The organism is Nonomuraea indica, from assembly GCF_002850745.1.
GTDB lineage: Bacteria > Actinomycetota > Actinomycetes > Streptosporangiales > Streptosporangiaceae > Nonomuraea > Nonomuraea indica.
This window is the reverse complement of sequence record NZ_KZ559469.1, coordinates 544,551-565,769: the sequence shown is the minus strand read 5'-3', so window position 1 is coordinate 565,769 and position 21,219 is coordinate 544,551. Positions and strand designations below refer to the sequence as shown.

Below are 21,219 nucleotides of genomic sequence, written 5' to 3'. Positions count from 1 at the left end.
CGCACGACTCAACAGGGCAATGGCGCCCTACGCCCATATGGGGAGAACATGTACACCGGATCCAAGATCACGGCTTGGCGCAGGAGCAGCTTCTGCAACGGCAACTCGGCCTGCGTCGAAGTCGCTCCTCTCGCCGACGGCAACGTCGCGCTGAAGGACAGCAAGGAAGAGGACGGTCCCGTCCTCGTCTTCACGCCGTCCGAGTGGGAGGCCTTCACGGCCGGGGTTCGCGACGGCGAATTCGACCTGAGCGCGCTTGCCCGCAGTGAGTGAAGAACGGCCCTGGTCAGTTGTTGCGCCAACCATTCAGGGCCGTTCGGAAGGCTCGTGACAGCCTCTTCCTCGCTCGCCTTGCCGGGCGAGCAGCGATCACGTGCACATCATGGCACACAGCCTCAGAGTGATGATCCATTGACACGTCCGCGGAGCGGGGCCACCCGTCGCGGTCTCAGGAGCGCCGCCGTACGAGGAACAGGGAGCTCACCCCGGCCAGGACGGCGAGCGCGGCGCAGGCCAGGGCGGCCGTCAGTGCGGCCGTGGCGCCCTGACCCTGCAGCGAGATGAACAGTGTGCCGACCGTCGCCACGCCGATCACCTGGCCGAGCTGCATCACCGTGAGCAGCGCGCCGCTCGCGTCGGCGGCGTGCGCCTCGCCCACCCGCTCGGTGGCGAGGTTCGTCACCGCGATCTGGACGCCGAGCCCGGCGCCGATGAGCGCGCTCATCACCGCGTACGGCAGGCCGCCCCCGGCCGCCAGGCCGAGCCCCACGTACGCCGGCGTGGCCACCACGTAGCCGTAGGGCACCAGGGAACGCTGCAGGCGCGTGGGCAGGCGTGGCCAGGCGAGCCCGACGACGGCGAAGGCCAGCGCGCACGGCACCAGCATCATGCCCGAGGCCAGCGGCGACAGGCGCAGCTCGCCCTGCAGGTGCAGCGCCGAGGTGAACAGGAACGCGCCCCACGTGGCAGGCCCGAGGAGCAGCACCGCCAGGCCCGGACGCATGCCAGGAGCGCGCAGCACCGCGGCGGCGACCAGCGGCCGCCCGCCACGGGCGGTCACCCAGCGCTCGATCCGCACGAACACCGCGAACATCGGCACGCTCAGCGCCATCGACACCCAGCCCCACAGCGGCCAGCCCAGTTCCCGGCCCAGCACCAGCGGGACCACGAGCAGCAGCACGGCCGCCGCCAGCGTCACCAGACCGCCCGGGTCGAGCCCGGCCCGGCCGCCGCCCCGGTCCGCCGGCAGCACGCGCAGCCCCACCACCAGCAGCAGCGCGCCGATCGGCACCAGCACCAGGAAGACGATCCGCCAGCCCGCCCCGAACCCCAGCAGGATGCCCCCGAGCGCCTGGCCCACCACGATGCCGCCGCTCACCACGGCCGACCACAGGCCGAGCGCGCGGCCCCGGGCCGCGCCGTGGTAGTTGTGCTGGATCAGGGTGAGCACCTGCGGCATCATCAGGGCGGCGCCCACGCCCTGCGCGAGCCTGAACCCGACCAGCCAGCCGGTCGAGGGCGCCAGCCCCGCGCCGAGCGTGGTGAAGGTGAACAGCCCCAGCCCGGCGAGGAAGGCGTTGCGATAGCCGAACAGGTCGCCGAGGCGGGCTCCGGTGATCAACAGGACGGCGTAGACGATCGTGTAACCGGCGACGATCATCTGCAGCCCGGCGCCCGAGGAGCGCAGGTCGGCCTCGATCGTGGGGGTGGCCACGTTGACGACGTTGACGTTCAGGATGGCCAGGAACTGCCCGACGAGGATGACCGCCAGGAGCAGGCCACTGGCCCTGCTGCGCTCCTGGTGTACGGCCGGAGGGGGAGAGACGGCAGCGGTACGGGTCATGCTCCAACAGTGCCGGACATCGGATACCGGTAACGAGAGCCCCCTCATACTGGTATCAACGCTACCTGGATACCCGTTCCCGGCGGCTCCACCATGGAGAGGTGACAGTGGCAGAGGCCAAGCGCGCCGATCTCGCGGCGTTCCTGCGCACCCGGCGCGAACGCATCACCCCGGAGATGGTCGACCTGGCCCCCGGGCCGCGCCGGCGCACGCCCGGCCTGCGGCGCGAGGAGGTCGCCCAGCTCGCCGGAGTGGGCGTGACCTGGTACACGTGGCTGGAGCAGGGACGGCCGATCAACGCCAGCACCCAGGTGCTCGACGCCGTCGCCCGCACGCTCCGGCTCGACAACGCCGAGTGGCAGCACCTCTACCGGCTGGCCGGCCACCAAGCAGGCGTGCCCGCCGGTGACGCCGTACGGGTGACGCCGCAGATCCAGGAGATCCTCGACAAGCTCGACCCGATGCCGGCCTGCCTGTCCAACAGCCGCTGCGACGTGCTCGCCTGGAACTCCGCCTACGCCGTGATGGCGCCCGACGTGGTCGAGGCGCCCGAGGGGGAGCGCAACACGCTCTGGCAGAGCTGCGTGAGCTCCAGGCTGTCGGACATGCTGGTCAACCGCGAGCAGGAGCTGCCCGGCGTGGTCGCGGTGTTCCGCGGCGCCTACAGCCGCCACGCCGACGACCCGTGCTGGCAGGGGTTCGTCAGCAGGCTGTGCGCGGCGAGCCCGGAGTTCGCCCGGCTGTGGGCCCGGCAGGACGTCGCCGAGCCGGGCCCGCGCGAGAAGATCATGAAGCACGAGCGGGTCGGCGAGATGCGCTTCACCACGACGGTCCTCCACTCGCCCACCCCCGAGACCCGCATGGTCATATACACACCCATGGACGACGCCACCCGCCACGCGATCGACCGGCTGCTTGCCGAGACCTGACCTCGGCGTGACATCCGGCGGCATGGCATGCTCGATCCTTGACCCACCGGATCCAGCAGAAGTGGCGACATATGAGATTCCCCCCTGCCGCCGCGGCTGTGGCTCTCGCCGCCGCGCTCACCGCGTGCTCCGCTGCGGAGTCCGAGACCCCCGAACGCCGTGGCGAGACGGCCGCCGCCGAGAGCACGGCCCCCAGCCCCAAGCCCTCGCGGGTCCGCAAGCCGTTCACGATCGCGTTCGGCGGCGACGTGCACTTCGAGGGGGGCCTGCGGGCCCGGCTGAACAACCCCCGCACCGCGCTCGGGCCCATCGCCGGCGTGCTGCGCGACGCCGACCTGGCGATGGTCAACCTGGAGACCGCCATCACCACGGGCGGCACCCCGGCGCCCGGCAAGCAGTTCACCTTCCGGGCGCCGGCCAGCGCCTTCACCGCCCTCAAAGCCGCCGGGGTGGACGTGGTGTCGATGGCCAACAACCACGGCATGGACTACATGGACACCGGCCTGGCCGACTCGCTGGCCGCCATCAAGCGGTCGAGGTATCCCGTGGTGGGCATCGGCGCGAACGACACCGAGGCGTACCGGCCGTTCCGCAAGGTGGTCAACGGCAACCGCGTGTCGATCATCGGGGCCACCCAGGTGCTCGACGACCACCTCATCTCCGCCTGGACCGCCACACCCGACAAGGGCGGGCTGGCCTCGGCCAAGAACGAGACGCGGCTGCTGCGGGCCGTACGGGAGGCGCGCAAGCGGTCCGACACCGTGATCGTGCACCTGCACTGGGGCACCGAGATGCAGAAGTGCCCCAACCAGGCGCAGCTCGCGCTCGCCCCCAAGCTGGTCAAGGCGGGCGCCGACGTGGTGGTCGGCGGGCACGCGCACATCCTCCTCGGAGCCGGCTACCTCGGCGACTCCTACATCAGCTACGGCCTCGGCAATTTCGTTTTCTACAACTCAAACCCGGCGACCACCGGGCGGACCGGCGTGCTCACGCTGACCCTCAACGGCCGCAAGGTGCTCAAGGACACGTGGACCCCGGCGACCATCCAGGGCGGCGTCCCCGTCCCCATGACCGGTTCGGCCCGCACCCAGGCGGTCGCCGACTGGAGGGCGCTGCGCTCCTGCACCGGTCTGTCCACCCGGCCCTGACGGGTTATGTTCGAGGGGAGGAGCCGATAGCGGGAGGTCGCGATGCGGTGGATCGAGTCCGGTGACGTCCGGCTGGCCCTCGTCGAGGAGGGCGACCCCGCCCGCCCGACGGTGCTGCTCCTGCACGGCTATCCCGACACCCACCGCGTCTGGGACGAGGTCGCCGAACGGCTGCGCGACCGCTTCCACGTGGTCCGCTACGACGTGCGCGGTGCGGGCAGCTCCGGCGCCCCGGCCGACCACCGGCACTACGACCTCGACCACCTGGTGGCCGACCTCTCGGCCGTGCTCGACGACATCGGCAAGCCCGCCGTCCACCTGGTCGGCCACGACTGGGGCTCACTGCAGGGCTGGGACGCGGTGACCCGGCCCGGCGTCCGCGAGCGTGTCGCATCCTTCACCAGCCTCGGCGGCCCCGGGCTCGACCAGACGGCGGAGTTCCTGCGGCACGGCAGCCTCGGCGACGTCGCCGCCCAGCGCGCCCGATCCTGGTACATCGGCGCCTTCCAGCTCCCGGTGCTGCCCGAGCTGGCCTGGCGGACGTTCGTACCCGCGATGCTGGAGCGCACCATGCGGCTCGGCGACGGCGTCGAGCCCCGGCCCGGCCATCCCGCGGCCACGCTGCCCGCCGACGCCGCCAACGGGCTGTGGCTCTACCGGTGCAACCGAGCGGGACGGCGGCGCCGCCGCGACCCGCGCGTCGACGTGCCGGTGCAGCTCATCGAGGCCACCCGCGACTCCTTCGTCACCCCGAAGCTGCTGGCCTCGCTCACCCGGTGGGCGTCCCGCTGCTGGCACCGCCGGATCGTCGCCGGCCACTGGGCGCACCGCAGCCGTCCCGACGTGGTCGCCAGGATGATCGCCGAGTTCGCCGCGCACGTGGACGGCGGCGAGGCCGGGGGGAGCCTGCGCCGCTCCCGCGTGGCGCCGGGGCGCGGCGCCTTCGGCGACCGGCTGGTGGTCGTCACGGGCGCGGGGAGCGGCATCGGGCGGGCCACCGCGCGGGCGTTCGCCGCCCACGGCGCCGAGGTCGTCTGCGCCGACATCGACGCGGCCGCCGCCGCGCGCACCGCCGCCGGCATCGCCAAGGACCTGGCGGGTACCGCGCACGCCGTGCGGGTCGACGTGGCCGACGCCGCCGCGATGGAGGCCTTCGCCGAGGACGTGCGCTCCCGGTACGGGGTGCCCGACGTCGTCGTCAACAACGCCGGCGTCATCGTCGCCGGCCCGTTCCTCGACCACTCGATCGACGACTGGCGCAGGACCCTCGACGTCAACCTGTGGGGCGTCGTCCACGGCTGCCGGCTGTTCGCCGCCCAGATGACCGAACGCGGCGAGGGCGGCCACCTCGTCAACATCGCCTCCATGGCGGCGTTCGCCCCCACGGCCGTGCTGCCCGCCTACTCGGCGGCGAAGTCGGCGGTGAAGACGCTCAGCGAGTGCCTGCGGGCCGAGCTGGCCGCCGACGGCATCGGCGTCAGCGCGATCTGCCCCGGGTTCGTCTCCACGGCCATCGCGCGCAACGCCGACTACGTCGGCCCCGACCTGCGCGAACTCGCCGAGACGGGCGCCGAGCTGCGCGGCTACCCGCCGGAGCGCGTCGCGGCCCACATCCTGCGCGCCGTGCACCGCAACCAGGCCGTCGTCCCGGTCAACACCGAGGCGAAGCTCGGCTACGCGCTGTCGCACGTCTTCCCCGGAGCCATGCGCGGCGTCGCCCGGCTGTCCGCCGCCGCCAGAAATCTGTAATCGGCGGGTGACGATCAGCCGCTTCGGGAGAAGATGAGGGCGTGCCGACCCCTCAGACTGATGACTGCACCAGCCCACCGGCGTTGCGGCGCCGGCCCACCCAGCGCCGCAGCGCCCGCCGGGTCCAGCGGATGCTCGACGCCTGCGCGGCGCTGCTCGACGAGATCGGCTACGAGGCCCTGTCGACGACCCGCATCGCCGAACGCGCCGGCGTCGCGATCGGGTCCATCTACCAGTTCTTCCCGGACAAGCGGGCGATCACCCAGGAGCTGACCCGGCGCAACGTCGAGCAGTTCGTCTCGCGGGTGGGGCACCGCTTCATCGAGGAGGACTACCGCGGCTGGTGGGAGGCCGTCGACGCGATCATCGACGAGTACGTCGACATGCACCGGACCGTTCCCGGCTTCAAGAGCCTCCACTTCGGCGACGTCGTCGACCTCAACCTGCTCGACTCCGACTCCGACAACAACACGGTCATCGCCGGGCGGCTGCGCGGGCTGCTGCTCAAGGAGTTCGGGCTGGCCGACAGCCACGAGCTCGACGTGGCCATGCTGGTCGCCGTCGAGGCGGGCGACGCCGTCCTCAAGCTGGCCTTCCGCCGGAGCCCCGACGGCGAGCCGGAGATCATCGAGGCGGCCAAGCAGCTCATCCGGGGCTTCCTGTCGCGCCAGCTCCGCGCCTGGTCGCCCCGGCCGGCCTGACCGGCCCGGGCTGCGCTGTCGGCTTGACCGGCCCGGGCGGGGCTGTCTGCCGGTCTGACCTGCCTGGGAGCATTGTCGGCCGGTCTGACAGGCCTGGCCTGGCTGTCGGCCTGCCTGCGCTATCGGGGGGAGTGCGGCCGGTCGGCGATGGACGCGGGGCCGCCCACGCAGGGTGCGGGGAACGACACGGGCCGGATGTCCTCGCGGACCATCCGCGCGGTCAGCCTGGCCTCGACCGCCCGGAGGTTGCGCTCGGCCGTCTCGACGGCCTCCAGCCGGGCCGACAGGTAACCGGCCGCACCCGGGATCACGGCGGAGAGCACGATGGCGCAGCCAAGGGCGAAGGTCATCTGCTTCGACATGCCCATGACGGCCCCCTCGACTCGCGGCGCGCGAGGGCAGTTATGCCCGGGGGTCCGAGCGACACGCCGATCGCCGTCATCCTTTGACCCGTCAGTGGCGAAGTCGTGGCCGATCGGCGATGCGCATTGCCGGGGCAAACCGGCAAAGGGCTCGGTAGTCTCGCGGTGTGGCGCATGTGACCCGTGAGCACCTTGATCGCCTGCTAGAGCAGGCCCTGCTGGCCGACGACCACGACTCCCTGGCCCAGCGGCTGTACGACGTCGCGCTGGGCTATTCCTCGGGCGACGTCTCCAGGGCGTCGATCCTGGTCCTGGCGGCCGAGGAGTGGCGAGCGGCGGGGCAGCCCGCGCGGGCGCTGGAGTGCTTTCAGCGCGCGGTGGAGGACGGCGGCGAGTCGATCATCGACCCGCGTGCCGGCATCGCCGACACGCTGTTCGAGCTGGACCGGCCCGACGAGGCCAGGGAGGTCATCGAAACCATCAGAGCGGAGGGCGGCGCCACCACGGCGACCGCCCACACGGTCGCCGAGACCCTCGTCGCCTACGGAGACCTGCACGCCGGGCTCGACTGGGTCACGCAGGCCGTGCTGGCCAGCGACGAGGACGACCCCGAGCACGAGGCGTTGCTGCGCACCCGCTACCGCATCAGGGTCGATCTGGGGCTGCCGGAAGACGAGCTGGACGCGCTGGTCTCCTGACCTGGCGCACCAGGGCCGCGCCGCTGAGGTGCCGCGGCCCGTTCCGGCGTGCCCGAACCCCACACCGCACCCCGCCGGTGACGGCCGGACGCCGCCGGTCGTGTCCCGCGATCGGCCGGGGCTCGCGCAGGGGACGCCGTCGATCGTGTCCCTCGGGGCGGTGGGCGCCGCCGACCGTGTCGCGGGATCGGTCGAGGCACCGGGGCGGGGAGGATGTCGCGAGCGTGTCCCGGGATCGGTCGAGACGCCGAAGCGGGGAGGGTGTCGCGAGCGTGTCCGGGGTCAGTCGGGGGCGGGGCGGGGAGGGCGTCCGGGGTCAGTCGAGGTCGAGGTCCGGCAGGACGCCGTCGACCGAGTTCAGGGCGGGGGCCTCCGGCAGGCCGGGCACGCCCGGCACGTCCGGCAGGGTCTCGGACTTCTGATGGGTCCTGGGGGCGATCCGCTGACGGTCCGGACCGGCGGGACGCTGCGTGGAGGCGGCCGCCCCGGCCACCGGGACGCCGGCGAACGACTTACCGGTGGGCATGACCGGCAGCACCGGGAGGCCGGGCAGATCGGGCGCCGGGTGCACCGACGAGACGTCGGGCAGGCCCGCGGGGTTCGGGAGACCGGCCGGCCGCTCGGGCCGGTGCCCATCGGGGGCCGCCCCGGCGCCGCCGCTGGTCCCCGCGCCGTTCGTTCCCGTGCCGTTGGTCCCCGTGCCGTTGGTCCCCGCGCCGTTGGTTCCCGTGCTGCCGTTCGCGGTGGTCTCGCCGGGCTTGGCGGTGCTCCTGCCGCTCTCGTCGAGCGCGCTCCCCTTGCCGCGCTCCCTGCCGTGCCCCTTCCCGCCCTTCTCGGCCTTGCCGCGCGCGCCCGCCCCGCGGCCGTCCCCCTCGTCCCTGCCGGCGCTCCGGGACAGGGCGCTCCCGGAGGGGACGGTCCCGGCCGGGGGCGAGACCTCGCCGGTCCGGCCGTCCAGGCCCGTCAGACCGAGGCGCTGGGCGGTCCGCGTGACCAGCAGCGCCACCTTCTCGTCGTCGGTCGGCAGCCGGTCGTCGGTGGCACGGGTGAGGCCGTCGCAGACCGGCGCGGCGGAGCCGGCCGGCACCGGCAGGCAGGAGTCGGCGGTCACCGGGCCCACCCCCGGCAAGCTCACCCCCGCGGTCAGAGCGGCCACCGCAATGATGTTCCGAGATGACACTTCACGTCCCCCTGATCGTGTTTCGGCGATCCGATGAAGCGTCAAGCTAGTCACGGCGAACCGGAGCGGGGGGCCGCTTGCCCGAAGGCTGGGGCAGACGTTACCGACGATCGGCCGGCATGACCCTTCCCTGGAACGGCGAAGCCCGGAGGCCGATGGACCTCCGGGCTTCCCCCGCGCAACGTCAGGCGCGCTGGATGGTCAGCTCGTCGTCGCCGAGGTCGACCTTGACCTGGTCGCCGTCGACGACCTCGCCGGACAGCACCGCCTTGGCCAGCTTGTCGCCGATCGCCGACTGCACCAGCCGGCGCAGCGGGCGGGCGCCGTACAGCGGGTCGTAGCCGGTCAGCGCCAGCCACTCGCGGGCCGCCGGAGTGACCTCCAGCGTCAGCCTGCGGTCGGCCAGCCGCCGGGCGAGCCGGTCGACCTGCAGGTCGACGATCCGCGTCAGCTCCTCCGAGCCGAGCGCGTCGAACAGGATCACGTCGTCGAGCCGGTTGAGGAACTCCGGCTTGAACGCGCCCCGGACCGCGCTCATCACGGCCTCGCGCTTGGCGTCGCTCTCCAGCGTCGGATCGACGAGGAACTGCGAGCCGATGTTGGAGGTGAGGATCAGGATCGTGTTGCGGAAGTCGACCGTGCGGCCCTGGCCGTCGGTCAGCCGCCCGTCGTCGAGCACCTGCAGCAGGATGTCGAAGACCTCGGGGTGCGCCTTCTCCACCTCGTCCAGCAGCACCACCGTGTACGGGCGACGCCGCACCGCCTCGGTGAGCTGGCCGCCCTCCTCGTAGCCGACGTAGCCGGGAGGCGCCCCGACCAGCCGGGCGACGCTGTGCTTCTCGGAGTATTCGCTCATGTCGATGCGGGTCATCGCCCGCTCGTCGTCGAACAGGAACTCCGCCAGCGCCTTGGCCAGCTCGGTCTTGCCGACACCCGTGGGACCGAGGAACATGAACGAGCCCGTCGGCCGGTCGGGGTCGGCGATGCCGGCCCGGCTGCGCCGCACCGCGTCGGACACGGCTTGTACGGCCTGCCGCTGCCCGATGAGCCGCCTGCCCAGCTCGTCCTCCATGCGCAGCAGCTTGGCCGTCTCGGCCTCCAGCAGGCGCCCGGACGGGATGCCGGTCCAGGACGAGATGACCTCGGCGATGTCGTCGGGGCCCACCTCCTCCTTGACCATGGCGTCCTCGGGCTGGGCGGCCTCGGACGCCTCCCGCAGGGCCTGCTCCAGCCGGGGCACCTCGGCGTACATGAGCCGCGAGGCCGCCTCGAAGTCGCCGTCGCGCTGCGCCCGCTCGGCCGCGCCGCGCGCCTCGTCGAGCTGCTTCTTCAGCTCGCCGACCTTGTTGAGGCCGGCCTTCTCGCGCTCCCAGCGGCCGACGAGGGCGTTGAGCTCCTCCTGGCGGTCGGCCAGCTCCTTGCGGAGCCGTTCGAGCCGCTGGACGGAGGCCTCGTCGGTCTCCTTGGACAGCGCCAGCTCCTCCATCTTCATCCGGTCGACGTTGCGCTGGAGCTGGTCGATCTCCACGGGACGGGAGTCGATCTCCATGCGCAGCCGCGAGGCGGCCTCGTCGACCAGGTCGATGGCCTTGTCCGGCAGGAACCGGCTGGTGATGTAGCGGTCGGACAGCGCCGCGGCGGCGACCAGCGCGCTGTCGGCGATCTGCACCTGGTGGTGGGCCTCGTAGCGGCCCTTCAGCCCGCGCAGGATCGCGATGGTGTCCTCTACCGTCGGCTCGCCGACGTACACCTGCTGGAAGCGGCGCTCCAGCGCCGGGTCCTTCTCGATGCGCTCGCGATACTCGTCGAGCGTGGTGGCGCCGATCATGCGCAGCTCGCCGCGGGCCAGCATGGGCTTGAGCATGTTGCCCGCGTCCATGGCGCCCTCGGCCGCCCCCGCGCCGACGACCGTGTGCAGCTCGTCGATGAAGGTCACGATCTGCCCGTTGCTCTCCTTGATCTCGGAGAGCACGGCCTTCAGCCGCTCCTCGAACTCGCCGCGGTACTTGGCGCCCGCCACCATCGCGCCCAGGTCGAGCGAGATGAGCCGCTTGCCCCGCAGCGACTCGGGCACGTCGCCGGCCACGATGCGCTGGGCCAGGCCCTCGACCACGGCGGTCTTGCCGACGCCGGGCTCACCGATCAGCACCGGGTTGTTCTTGGTGCGCCGGGACAGCACCTGCACGACGCGGCGGATCTCGGAGTCACGGCCGATGACCGGGTCGAGCCTGCCGCCGCGCGCCCGCTCGGTCAGGTCGACGCCGTACTTCTCCAGCGCCTGGTAGGTGTCCTCGGGCGTCTCGCTGGTGACGCGGGCGTGGCCGCGCACCTTCTCGAACGCGTCCAGCAGCGCCTGCGGCGTCGCCCCCTGCGCCTTGAGCAGCTCGGCCACCTGGCCGCCGTCGGTGGCCAGGCCCACGAGCAGGTGCTCGGTGGAGACGTACTCGTCCTCCAGCCGCTTGGCGCGCTGGGCGGCGGTGTTGATGACGGTCAGCAGCTGGCGCGAGCTCGACGGCGCGCTGACCGTCGAACCCTGCGCCTTGGGCAGCGCGGCGAGCAGCTCCTCCGCCCTGGTGCGCAGCGCCTTCCAGTCGGCGCCCACGGCCTCCAGCAGCGGGACGGCGGTGCCGCCCGTCTGGTTGAGCAGCGTCGTCAGCAGATGAGCCGGAGCGATCTCCGGGTGGCCCTCGGCGGCGGCGCGCCGCATGGCCCCGGAAAGGGCTTCCTGGCTCTTCTGGGTGAGCTTGTAGTCCATCTGTTCTAGGCCCCCGGTGGCAGCTCGTAGCGGATCAGCGCCTTGACCATCTGCATCTCGGCGCGCAGCCGGTGAACCTCCTCACGCAGCCGCAGAGCTTCGTTCTCCAGCTCCAGGATTCGCTTGATGCCGGCGAGGTTGATGCCCTCCTCCTGGGACAGGCGCTGCACCTCGCGCAGCTGGACGATGTCGCGTGTCGAATAGAGACGGCCCCGCCCGGCCGTGCGACCCGGGCAGACGAGCCCCAGCCGGTCGTACTGCCGCAACGTCTGAGGATGCAGGCCCGACAGCTGGGCGGCCACGGAGATCACATAGACGGGAGTGTCGTCGGACAGGTCGAAATAGTTGGCGTCCATCGGCTACTCGCTTCTGGCTCTCTGAATGAGATCAGCCCGCGGGTCGTCTCCCGCGGTCGCGGTGGCGAACTCCGTCAGGAGGTCGCGTGACTTGTCGTCGAGCGTCTTGGGCACCAGCACCTCGACGGTGACGAGCAGATCGCCCTTGGTGCCGTCCTTGCGGGTGAGCCCGCGGCCGCGCACCCGGAAGGTGCGGCCGTTGGGCGTGCCCGCGGGGATGCGCAGGGTGACCGGCAGGCCCTTCAGGGTGGGCACCTTGATCTCGGCGCCCAGCGCGGCCTCCGAGAACGTCACCGGCACGGTGATCGTCAGGTTGTCGCCGCTCCGCCCGAACACCGCGTGCGGTTTGACGTGGGTCTGGATGTAGAGGTCGCCCGCGGGCCCGCCGTTCTCGCCCGGCGCGCCCTTGCCCTTGAGCTTGACCCGCTGGCCGTCGGCCACCCCCGCGGGGATGCGCGCCTGGATGGTGCGCGTGCTCTTGGCCCGGCCGCTGCCCTCGCACACCGGGCAGGGGTCGTCCACGAGCAGCCCGCGGCCCTTGCAGTCGCGGCACGGCTCGGAGAAGGCGAAGTTGCCGAGGTTGCGGCTGGCGGCTCCGGTGCCCTCGCAGGTGGGACAGACCCGTGGGGTCGTGCCCGCCCTGGCTCCCGTCCCGCTGCACGCCGTGCAGGCGGCCGAACTGGTCAGCCGGAGCGACACCGTGGTGCCCTCGGCCGCCTCGGTGAACGTGAGCGTGACCTCCGACTCGACGTCCTGGCCGCGGCGCGGCCGGGTGGTCCTGGTCGTGGTGCGGGTCGCACCGCCCCCGCGGTTGAACAGCCCGCCGAACAGGTCGCCGAGACGGTCGCCGGCCCCTGCGCCGCCCGGCTGGCCGGCCGTGCCGCCGAACAGGTCGCCGAAGTCGAACGGGAACCCGCCACCGCCGCCGGGACGCTGCCCGCCCATCCCCGACCCGAACAGCGTGCGCGCCTCGTCGTACTCCTTGCGGCGCTTGCTGTCGGACAGGACGTCGTAGGCCTCCGAGACCTCCTTGAACTTGGTCTCCTTGGCCGTGTCGCCCTGGTTGGTGTCGGGGTGGTACTGCCTGGCCAGCTTCCGGTAGGCCTTCTTGATCTCGTCGGCGGTGGCGGTCTTGGGCACACCAAGGACGGCGTAGTAATCCTTCTCCAGGTAGTCCTTGGTGCTCATCTACGGCCCTTCGTTCTCTGGTCAGTTGTCGTCGTCTGCGGACGCCGGGGGGGCGTCCTCGGGCTCGGCCACGGCCACCCGCGCCGGGCGCAGCACCCGGTCACCCATGCGGTAACCGGACTGCAGCACCTCGACCGCGGTCGGTTCGGTCACGTCCGGTGAGTAGCTGTGCATCAGCGCCTCGTGGACGGTCGGGTCGAAGGGCTCGCCCTTCTGCCCGAACGGGCTGAGCCCCAGCTTGGTGAGCGCCGCCTCCAGCGACTCCGCCACCTTCGCGAAGCCGCCGGTGAGCTCGCCGTGGTCACGGGCCCTGCCGATGTCGTCGAGCACCGGCAGGAGCTCCGTCAGCGCGCCGGCGACGGCCTGCTCGCGCACCGCGACGCGGTCGCGCTCGACGCGCCTGCGGTAGTTGGTGTATTCGGCCTGGAGACGCTGCAGGTCGGCGGTCCGCTCGGCGAGCTGCGCCTGCAGCTCGCCCTCCTCGCCGGTCGCGCCGGCCCCGGCCGGGGCCGCCCCGCCCGGCTCGGCCGGGGCCTCGGCGGGCTGCTCCGGCTTGCCGTCGGAGCTGACCCGGGCCTGACCCGTCTCCGGGTCGATCTTGCGGTTGTCGCGGATCACCGGCTCGCTGTGCTCGTGTCCGTTGTCACGCGGCGGCATCACTTGTCCTTCTTCGGCTCGTCGTCCACGATCTCGGCCTCGACGACGTCCTCGTCGGCCTTGGCCTGCGCGTCCTCACCGGGCGCGGCGTCCTGCGGAGCGCCCTCGCCGGCGGACTGCTGGCTCTGGGCGTAGATCGCCGAGCCCATCTTCTGGCTGACCGTGGCGAGCTTCTCGGCGGAGGTGCGGATCACGTCGGTGTCCGTGCCCTCCAGGGCCTTCTTCAGCTCGGCCAGCGCGTCGTTGACCTCGGTCTTGATCTCGCCGGGGACCTTGTCGTCGTTCTCGCGGAGGAACTTCTCCGTCTGGTAGGCGAGCCCGTCGGCGTTGTTGCGGACCTCGGCCTCCTCGCGGCGCTTCTTGTCCTCCTCGGCGTAGGACTCGGCCTCGCGCATCATGCGCTCGATGTCGTCCTTCGGCAGCGCGGAGCCGCCGGTGATCGTCATCGTCTGCTCCTTGCCCGTGCCCAGGTCCTTGGCGGAGACGTTGACGATGCCGTTGGCGTCGATGTCGAAGGTGACCTCGATCTGCGGGATGCCGCGCGGCGCCGGGGCGATGCCGGTCAGCTCGAACGTGGCGAGCTTCTTGTTGTAGGAGGCGATCTCGCGCTCACCCTGGAAGACCTGGATCTGCACCGACGGCTGGTTGTCCTCGGCCGTGGTGAAGACCTCGGAGCGCTTGGTCGGGATCGTCGTGTTGCGCTCGATGATCTTGGTGAAGATGCCGCCCTTGGTCTCGATGCCCAGCGACAGCGGGGTCACGTCGAGCAGCAGGACGTCCTTGACCTCGCCCTTGAGCACGCCGGCCTGCAGGGCGGCGCCGATGGCGACGACCTCGTCGGGGTTGACGCCCTTGTTGGGCTCCTTGCCGCCGGTCAGCTCCTTGACCAGCTCGGAGACGGCGGGCATGCGGGTCGAGCCGCCGACGAGCACCACGTGGGCGATGTCGGAGACCTTGATGCCGGCGTCCTTGATGACCTGGTGGAACGGGCCCTTGGTCCGCTCGAGCAGGTCGGCGGTGAGCCGCTGGAACTCGGCGCGGGTCAGCTTCTCGTCGAGGTGCAGCGGGCCCTCGGCCGAGGCCGTGATGTAGGGCAGGTTGATCGTGGTCTCGGACTGGCTGGACAGCTCGATCTTGGCCTTCTCGGCCGCCTCGCGCAGGCGCTGGAGCGCCATCTTGTCCTTGGACAGGTCGACGCCGTGGGCGTTCTTGAACCTGGTGACCAGCTCGTCGACGATGCGCTGGTCCCAGTCGTCACCACCGAGGTGGTTGTCGCCCGAGGTGGCCTTGACCTCCACGAAGCCGTGGCCGTCCTCCTGGCCGACGTCGAGCAGGGACACGTCGAAGGTGCCGCCGCCGAGGTCGAAGACCAGGATCGTCTGGTCCTCCTCCTTGTCGAGGCCGTAGGCCAGAGCGGCGGCGGTCGGCTCGTTGATGATGCGCAGCACGTTGAGGCCCGCGATCGTGCCGGCCTCCTTGGTGGCCTGCCGCTGGGCGTCGTTGAAGTAGGCCGGGACGGTGATCACGGCGTCGGTGATCTTCTCGCCCAGGTAGGCCTCGGCGTCCTGCTTGAGCTTCTGCAGGACGAAGGCGCTGATCTGCTGCGGCGAGAACTTCTTGCCGTCGATCTCCTTGGACCAGGAGGTGCCTATCTCCCGCTTGACCGAGCGGATGGTCCGGTCGACGTTGGTGACGGCCTGCCGCTTGGCGACCTCACCGACGAGGACCTCGCCGTTCTTCGCGAAGGCGACCACGGACGGCGTGGTCCGCGAGCCCTGCGCGTTGGCGATGACGGTGGGCTCACCGCCCTCGAGGATCGAGACGACGGAGTTGGTCGTCCCCAGGTCGATACCTACCGCACGTGCCATGAGTACGTCCTTGGAGTCAAAGTTGAGTCGGTCAGACTCAACGTACGAATGACGGGTGTGTTTGTCAAACGTCTTGAGCCTACTCGACTCAACCCCAAGGACGGCCTGCGCATTCCCTCCTGTTCGCCGTCGGCGTGATCGGTTCCGGCGGGTGTCAGCCCTTGGCGCCGTCCACGATCCTGCGCTTGCCGAGCGGGGCCTTGAGCTTCACCGTGGTGGTCTTCTCGATGGCGATCATGATGCAGGAGACGTTCCTCGCCTTGGGCGAGGTGCCCTCGTACAGGGTGATCGTGACGCGCGAGCGCGTCTCCTTGACCTTCACCCGGTCGAGCACCGTGCACGGCGCGACGCCGGACATCCAGAAGAGCTGGACCTTGCGCCCCTTGTCGACGGGCTTGGCCTTGGTCCAGCGGACCTTGCGGACGTCCACCGCGTCACCGGTCGGCCTGACCGGCTCCGGGCCCTTGGCGGGGGGCGTGCCGGGCGTCGGCGTGGACGCCGTGGACACCGCGGTGGCGGTGACGGTCGTGCCGGAGGAGGACGGTGTGGAGGAGCCGGCGCGCCCGTCGGGCGGCGCGGTGCCGCAACTCGTCGCGAGCAGACATCCGGCCAGAAGAGTCGCTGTCATCGTTCGCATACCCCTACGACGGACCGCGTCAACGAGCGGTTCACGACGGGATCCGGCGGGCGGGCGCGGGTCCGGGGGCTAGGGTGGTGACGTGCTTCGTCAGGTCCTGCTAGCCGCCTCAAGGAGCGAGCGCGTCGAGCGCTTCGTGTCCGTCTCTCCGCTGACCAAGGACGTGGTCAGGCGCTATGTCGCCCAGGACGTGGGCGCGGTCGTCTCGGAGCTGACCCGCGACGGGCTGCTCGTCACCGTCGACCACCTGGGCGAGGAGGTGACCGACCGGGCGCAGGCCGAGGGCGAGGTGCACGCCTACCTGGCGCTGCTCGCCCGCCTGCCCGAGGGCTCCGACGTGTCGGTCAAGCTGACCGCCCTGGGCCTGCGGCTGTCGGAGCAGCTCGCGCTGGACAACGCCGCCACCATCTGCGAGCACGCCGCCCTGCGCGGCATCACGCTCACCCTCGACGCCGAGGAGCACGACACGATCGCCGGGCTGCACTCGGTGCACGCCACGTTGCGCAAGGAGCACCCGTCGGTCGGCGTGGTCGTCCAGGCCTACCTGCCCGACTCGCAGGAGCGCTGCGCCCGGCTCGCGGCCGCCGAAGGGGCGCGGGTACGGCTGTGCAAGGGCGCCTACACCGCCCCCGGCGCCCACACCGCGCAGGCCGACATCGACCGGTCGTTCGTGCGCTGCCTCAAGGTGCTGATGGCCGGCTCCGGCTACCCCATGGTGGCCACGCACGACCCCCGGCTGGTGGAGATCGCCTCGGCGCTGGCGGTGCTGCACGGGCGCGACTTCTCGGCGTACGAGTATCAGATGCTCTACGGAGTCCGGCCCGCCGAGCAGCAGCGCCTGGCGAGGCTGGGCGCCCAGATGCGGGTCTACGTGCCCTACGGCGACGACTGGTACGCCTACCTCATGCGCCGCCTGGCCGAGCGGCCCCGCAACCTCGCCTTCTTCGCCCGCTCCCTGCTGAGCAGGGGGTAGCGAGCCGATAGGCTGCTTGGCGTGATTGCGATCCTGGGCACGGGCAAGATGGGCGAGGCCCTGCTGTCCGGCCTGCTGCGGGCGGGCTTCAAGCCGGACGACATCGTGGCCACCACCCGCCGCCCCGAGCGGGCGCAGGCGCTGCGCGAGACCTACGGCGTGCGCACGATGTCCAACCCGGAGGCCGCCAAGGCCGCCGAGACGCTGATCCTCGCCGTCAAGCCGCAGGACATGGCGTCGCTGCTCGCCGAGATCGCCCCGCACGTGCCCGCCGACCGCCTGGTGATCAGCGCGGCGGCCGGCATCACCACCGCGTTCGTCGAGCAGCGCCTCGACGCCGAGGTGCCCGTGGTCAGGGTCATGTCCAACACGCCCATCCGCTTCGACGAGGCGATGAGCGTCATCTCGGCCGGCGCCCACGCCGGCGAGGAGCATCTCCGGCACACCGAGGACCTCCTGCGGCCCGTCGGCAAGGTGCTGCGCATCCCCGAGTCGCAGCAGGACGCCGCGACCGCGCTGTCCGGCAGCGGGCCCGCCTACTTCTTCTACCTGGTCGAGGCCATGGTCGACGCGGGCATCCTGCTCGGCATGCCGCGGGCGGCCGCCCTCGACATGGTGACCCAGTCGATCGTGGGCGCGGCCGTGATGCTGCGCGACTCGGGCGAGCACCCGGTGATCCTGCGCGAGGCCGTGACGTCGCCCGGCGGCACCACGATCGCGGCGATCGCCGAGCTCGAACGGCACAGCGTGCGCGCCGCCTTCCTGGCCGCCATCGAGGCCGCCCGCGACCGCGGCCGCCAGCTCGCCTCCGGCTGACACCACAGCCCCTGACCGTCCCGGCCCCTGAGTGTTCCGGGCCTCGCCCGGCGACCCGGCGGGGGTGATCCCTACCATGGGTCGGGTGACGATACGTCGCGGCATCCCCCCGCTGCTCGTCGTGCTCCTGCTCGCCCTGACGGGCTGCACCGAGGACGAGCCCGCGAACATCGCGCTCGCCGAGGTCAGGCGCGCCCCCGTCACCGAGGTCGTCGAGGCGCCCGCCACGGTCGGCGCCCGGGCCACGGCGACGCTGCGCTCACCCGCGCCGGGCACGATCGCCAAGCTGTACGTGCGCGAGGGCCAGAGCGTCAAGAAGGGCCAGGTCCTGGCCAGGATCAGCTCACCGCAGACCGAGGCGCAGCTCCGGCAGGCCCGCCAGGCCGCCAGGCTCGCGGCACCGGCCGTCCCCGCCCCGGTCAGGCCCGTCGACGTCCGGCTCGCCTCGTTCGACGGCAGGGCGTTCGACGCCAAGGTGAGCAGGCACTTCGCCAGGGCGCGCAAGGAGGCCGCGCGCGTGCGCGACGCGCACGCGCGCAGGCAGCTGCTCAGCGCCATCGACCTGGCCGAGGCCCAGCACCGGGCGCAGACCAGAGCACTGGCGAGCATCACCGCCCAGCTCAACCGCTCCATCAGCGGTGTCATGTCCGGGGTGAGCAGCGGCATCGGCGGCCTGACCGCGTCCATGGCCTCCCTGCGGGCGGCCTCCACCTCGCAGGCCAGGGCCGCGGTCCGGGCCGCCGAGAGCACGAAGAAGGCGCTGACCGTCAGGGCGCCGTTCGCCGGGGTGGTCACGCTCGGCCGCGGCTCCGGCGGAGCGACGGGCGGGCTCGACGGGCTCCTCAGCGGGCTGCCGGGCGGCGGACAGCAGCTCCCGTCGCTGCCGTCCGCCGGCTCCGGCGGGAGCGGCTCGCCCGTCGCGGTGGGCGTGCCCGTCTCGGCGGGCGACACCGTCGTGACCGTCACCGACGTCTCCGAGCTCACGCTGGCCGCCGACATCGACGAGACGGACGTGCTGCTCGTCGAGAAGGGGACCAAGGCGAGCGTCGAGCTCGACGCGGTGCCCGGCGCCGGCTACCCGGGCCGGGTGACCGGCGTCGGCGTCACCCCCAAGGAGGGCACGACGGGCGGCGTCAGCTATCCCGTGCAGCTCACGCTCGGTTCCGGCGCGTACGACGACGGCACGAAGGCGCCCACCCCGAAACCGGGCATGAGCGCGGTCGCCCGGCTGACCGTGCGCGAGTCGCCGGCGGCCGTGGCCGTGCCCGCCTCCGCGATCGTCTCCAGCGGGCGCGAGAGCGTGGTCTGGGTCGCGGGCGGCGGCGGAGCCGCCGAGCGCCGCACGGTCAAGCTGGGCGCCCAGGGCGACGCCGTGGTGGAGGTGCTGTCCGGCGTGGCGGTGGGCGAGCGCGTCGTGGTCAAGGGCGCGGACTCGGTACGGCAGGGCCAGCGCCTGCCATGACCTCCGGCGAGCGGGCACCCGCGATCGAGGCCGTCGACCTGACCCGGCGCTACCAGCTCGAAGGGGTCGCCGTCGACGCGCTGCGCGGCGTCTCGCTGCGGATCGGCCAGGGCGAGTTCGCGGCCATCGTGGGCCCGTCCGGCTCCGGCAAGTCCACGCTCATGCACCTGCTCGGCTGCCTCGACCGTCCCACCTCGGGCGTGCTCCGGGTCAACGGGGTCGAGATGTCGGGCCTGTCGGAGAGCCGGCTGGCCGAGCTGCGCAACCGGACCATCGGGTTCGTCTTCCAGTCGTTCCACCTGCTCGCGAGGACCACGGCGCTGGACAACGTCGCGCTGCCGCTGGTCTACCGGGGTGTCGGCCGGTCCGAGCGGCGGGCGCGGGCGGCGGCGGCCCTGGAGGCGGTGGGGCTCGGCCATCGGCTGGAGCACCGGCCGTCGCAGATGTCCGGCGGCGAGCAGCAACGCGTCGCCATCGCCAGGGCGCTGGTCGGCGAGCCGAAGGTGCTGCTGGCCGACGAGCCCACCGGCAACCTCGACACCCGCAACGGCGCCGAGGTCATGGCCATCCTCGACCGGCTCAACGCCGACGGCGGCGTGGCCGTGGTGCTGGTCACGCACGACCAGGAGATCGCCGCCTGCGCCCGCCGCCAGATCCACGTCCGCGACGGGCTCATCGAGCTGGACACCGGGAGCGCGCGGTGAGGGGGCGCGAGGCGTTCGCGATGGCGCTGGAGGCGCTGCGGGTCAACCGGCTGCGCAGCACGCTGACCATGCTCGGCGTCATCATCGGCGTGCTGGCCGTGGTCGTCCTCGTCTCCGTCGGCACCGGCGCGAAGGACGCCGTGGAGGAGCAGATCTCCGGCCTCGGCACGAACATCATCCTCGTCGTGCCGGGCCAGCTCACCGTGGGCGCGGCGCCGACGCAGAGCCGGCTGAGCCTGGCCGACGTCGCCTACCTGCGCCGGGTGGTCGGCGACCCGGCCAAGGTGACGGTGTCCCTGCAGTCGGGCGAGACCGTACGGGTCGGCCGCACGGAGGCGTTCGTCACCGTCATCGGCACCGACCAGAGCCTCACCGGGATCTTCGAGCGGCCCCTGGCCAAGGGCCGGCCGCTCAGCGAGACCGACGTGGACACCCGGCGCCGGGTGGCCGTGCTCGGCGCCGAGGTGGCCACGCGGATGTTCGGCGACGTCGACCCGGTGGGGCGGCAGGTGTCGATCGCGGGCGCCAGGTTCCGGGTCGTCGGCGTGTACGCGACGATCGGGCAGACGTTCGGGCTGTCCCGGGACCAGGAGGTGCACGTCCCGGTGACCACGGCACAGCGGATGCTCGGCGTCGACCGGGTCAACGGGCTCGCCGTCGGCGCCTCGGGGCCCGACGAGATCGAGCCGCTCCAGCGGAAGGTGGTGGACGCGCTCACCGCGCGGTACCCCGGGGAGAAGTTCTCGGCCGTCACCCAGACCCAGCTGCTCGGCACGATCGGCAGCGTGCTCGGCATGCTGACCGGCGTGCTGGCCGCCATCGCGGGCATCTCGCTGCTGGTGGGCGGGGTGGGGGTGTCCAACATCATGCTGGTCAGCGTGCGGGAGCGGACCCGCGAGATCGGGTTGCGCAAGGCGCTCGGCGCCCGGCAACGCGACGTGCTGGCCCAGTTCCTCATCGAGGCGGTGCTGCTCACCACGATCGGCGGGGTGATCGGCATCGTGCTGGGGGTCGGGGGCGCGCTCGCCATCAGGTCGTTCACCGAGGTGCCGGCCACGATCACCTGGTGGTCGATCGCGCTGGCGTTCGGGGTGTCGGCCGCGGTCGGCGTGTTCTTCGGCGTCGCGCCGGCGCGGCGGGCGGGCCGGCTGGACCCCGTCATCGCGCTCCGCGCCGAGTGACCGTCCGGGTGC

20 protein-coding genes are annotated in these 21,219 nt (G+C 72.2%); 11 read left to right on the top strand and 9 right to left on the bottom strand.

Annotation, left to right across the window (positions count from 1 at the left end; all coding sequences use genetic code 11):
• Positions 1-48: 48 nt before the first annotated feature.
• A complete protein-coding gene (locus tag CXR44_RS14295) occupies positions 49-273 on the top strand; it encodes a DUF397 domain-containing protein (RefSeq protein ID WP_101786474.1) in 225 nt (74 codons plus the stop codon).
• Between the two features lie 175 nt (positions 274-448).
• Here CXR44_RS14295 and CXR44_RS14290 read toward each other — a convergent pair whose 3' ends face one another.
• Positions 449-1,843 (bottom strand): MFS transporter, encoded by a 1,395-nt coding sequence (locus CXR44_RS14290; protein WP_101786472.1) that lies wholly within the window; start codon positions 1,841-1,843, stop codon positions 449-451.
• Positions 1,844-1,944: 101 nt separating this feature from the next.
• Between CXR44_RS14290 and CXR44_RS14285 the strand changes: the two genes are divergently transcribed.
• From CXR44_RS14285 to CXR44_RS14270, 4 genes are all read left to right on the top strand, one after another.
• Positions 1,945-2,772, top strand: coding sequence for a helix-turn-helix transcriptional regulator (locus CXR44_RS14285; protein ID WP_219601792.1), 828 nt, complete (start codon positions 1,945-1,947; stop codon positions 2,770-2,772).
• Between the two features lie 71 nt (positions 2,773-2,843).
• Positions 2,844-3,920, top strand: coding sequence for a CapA family protein (locus tag CXR44_RS14280; protein ID WP_101786468.1), 1,077 nt, complete (start codon positions 2,844-2,846; stop codon positions 3,918-3,920).
• Between the two features lie 42 nt (positions 3,921-3,962).
• Entirely contained in the window at positions 3,963-5,669 is a 1,707-nt protein-coding gene (locus tag CXR44_RS14275) for an SDR family oxidoreductase (protein WP_101786466.1), read from the top strand.
• A gap of 41 nt (positions 5,670-5,710) precedes the next feature.
• Positions 5,711-6,370 carry a TetR/AcrR family transcriptional regulator gene (locus tag CXR44_RS14270; RefSeq protein WP_245899135.1) on the top strand — a complete coding sequence of 220 codons (660 nt, stop codon included), beginning with the start codon at positions 5,711-5,713 and terminating at the stop codon, positions 6,368-6,370.
• Positions 6,371-6,489: 119 nt separating this feature from the next.
• Here CXR44_RS14270 and CXR44_RS14265 read toward each other — a convergent pair whose 3' ends face one another.
• On the bottom strand, positions 6,490-6,738 hold the full coding sequence (locus CXR44_RS14265) for a hypothetical protein (protein WP_101786465.1): 249 nt from the start codon (positions 6,736-6,738) through the stop codon (positions 6,490-6,492).
• Between the two features lie 161 nt (positions 6,739-6,899).
• Between CXR44_RS14265 and CXR44_RS14260 the strand changes: the two genes are divergently transcribed.
• Positions 6,900-7,430: a tetratricopeptide repeat protein gene (locus CXR44_RS14260; protein ID WP_245899134.1), complete on the top strand. Its 531-nt coding sequence runs from the start codon at positions 6,900-6,902 to the stop codon at positions 7,428-7,430.
• Positions 7,431-7,746: 316 nt separating this feature from the next.
• On the opposite strand, the gene CXR44_RS14255 is transcribed toward CXR44_RS14260, so the two are convergent.
• The 7 genes from CXR44_RS14255 to CXR44_RS14225 all read right to left on the bottom strand — a co-directional run bounded on the left by CXR44_RS14255 (position 7,747) and on the right by CXR44_RS14225 (position 16,062).
• Entirely contained in the window at positions 7,747-8,586 is an 840-nt protein-coding gene (locus CXR44_RS14255) for a hypothetical protein (protein ID WP_144069960.1), read from the bottom strand.
• 208 nt (positions 8,587-8,794) lie between these two features.
• Positions 8,795-11,365: an ATP-dependent chaperone ClpB gene (clpB, locus tag CXR44_RS14250; RefSeq protein ID WP_101786459.1), complete on the bottom strand. Its 2,571-nt coding sequence runs from the start codon at positions 11,363-11,365 to the stop codon at positions 8,795-8,797.
• A gap of 5 nt (positions 11,366-11,370) precedes the next feature.
• Positions 11,371-11,721: a heat shock protein transcriptional repressor HspR gene (locus CXR44_RS14245; RefSeq protein WP_101786457.1), complete on the bottom strand. Its 351-nt coding sequence runs from the start codon at positions 11,719-11,721 to the stop codon at positions 11,371-11,373.
• A 3-nt stretch (positions 11,722-11,724) separates the two neighbouring features.
• Entirely contained in the window at positions 11,725-12,909 is a 1,185-nt protein-coding gene (gene dnaJ, locus CXR44_RS14240; RefSeq protein ID WP_101786455.1) for a molecular chaperone DnaJ, read from the bottom strand.
• A 21-nt stretch (positions 12,910-12,930) separates the two neighbouring features.
• The gene (gene grpE / locus CXR44_RS14235; RefSeq protein WP_101786453.1) at positions 12,931-13,566 is read right to left on the bottom strand and encodes a nucleotide exchange factor GrpE; all 636 of its coding nucleotides are present in this window, start codon (positions 13,564-13,566) and stop codon (positions 12,931-12,933) included.
• Entirely contained in the window at positions 13,566-15,434 is a 1,869-nt protein-coding gene (dnaK, locus tag CXR44_RS14230) for a molecular chaperone DnaK (RefSeq protein ID WP_101786450.1), read from the bottom strand. The genes grpE and dnaK overlap by 1 nt, the downstream gene beginning before the upstream one ends.
• Before the next feature lie 154 nt (positions 15,435-15,588).
• Positions 15,589-16,062, bottom strand: a complete 474-nt coding sequence (locus CXR44_RS14225) for a hypothetical protein (RefSeq protein ID WP_245899133.1) — start codon at positions 16,060-16,062, stop codon at positions 15,589-15,591.
• A gap of 91 nt (positions 16,063-16,153) precedes the next feature.
• Between CXR44_RS14225 and CXR44_RS14220 the strand changes: the two genes are divergently transcribed.
• The 5 genes from CXR44_RS14220 to CXR44_RS14200 all read left to right on the top strand — a co-directional run bounded on the left by CXR44_RS14220 (position 16,154) and on the right by CXR44_RS14200 (position 21,207).
• On the top strand, positions 16,154-17,044 hold the full coding sequence (locus tag CXR44_RS14220; RefSeq protein WP_101786445.1) for a proline dehydrogenase family protein: 891 nt from the start codon (positions 16,154-16,156) through the stop codon (positions 17,042-17,044).
• A gap of 21 nt (positions 17,045-17,065) precedes the next feature.
• Positions 17,066-17,860, top strand: coding sequence for a pyrroline-5-carboxylate reductase (gene proC, locus CXR44_RS14215; protein WP_219601791.1), 795 nt, complete (start codon positions 17,066-17,068; stop codon positions 17,858-17,860).
• An 85-nt stretch (positions 17,861-17,945) separates the two neighbouring features.
• Positions 17,946-19,322, top strand: coding sequence for an efflux RND transporter periplasmic adaptor subunit (locus tag CXR44_RS14210; protein WP_180903396.1), 1,377 nt, complete (start codon positions 17,946-17,948; stop codon positions 19,320-19,322).
• Complete coding sequence (locus CXR44_RS14205; RefSeq protein WP_101786439.1) at positions 19,319-20,026, top strand: ABC transporter ATP-binding protein; 708 nt, start codon at positions 19,319-19,321, stop codon at positions 20,024-20,026. The genes CXR44_RS14210 and CXR44_RS14205 overlap by 4 nt, the downstream gene beginning before the upstream one ends.
• On the top strand, positions 20,023-21,207 hold the full coding sequence (locus tag CXR44_RS14200; RefSeq protein WP_101786437.1) for an ABC transporter permease: 1,185 nt from the start codon (positions 20,023-20,025) through the stop codon (positions 21,205-21,207). The genes CXR44_RS14205 and CXR44_RS14200 overlap by 4 nt, the downstream gene beginning before the upstream one ends.
• Positions 21,208-21,219: the final 12 nt, after the last annotated feature.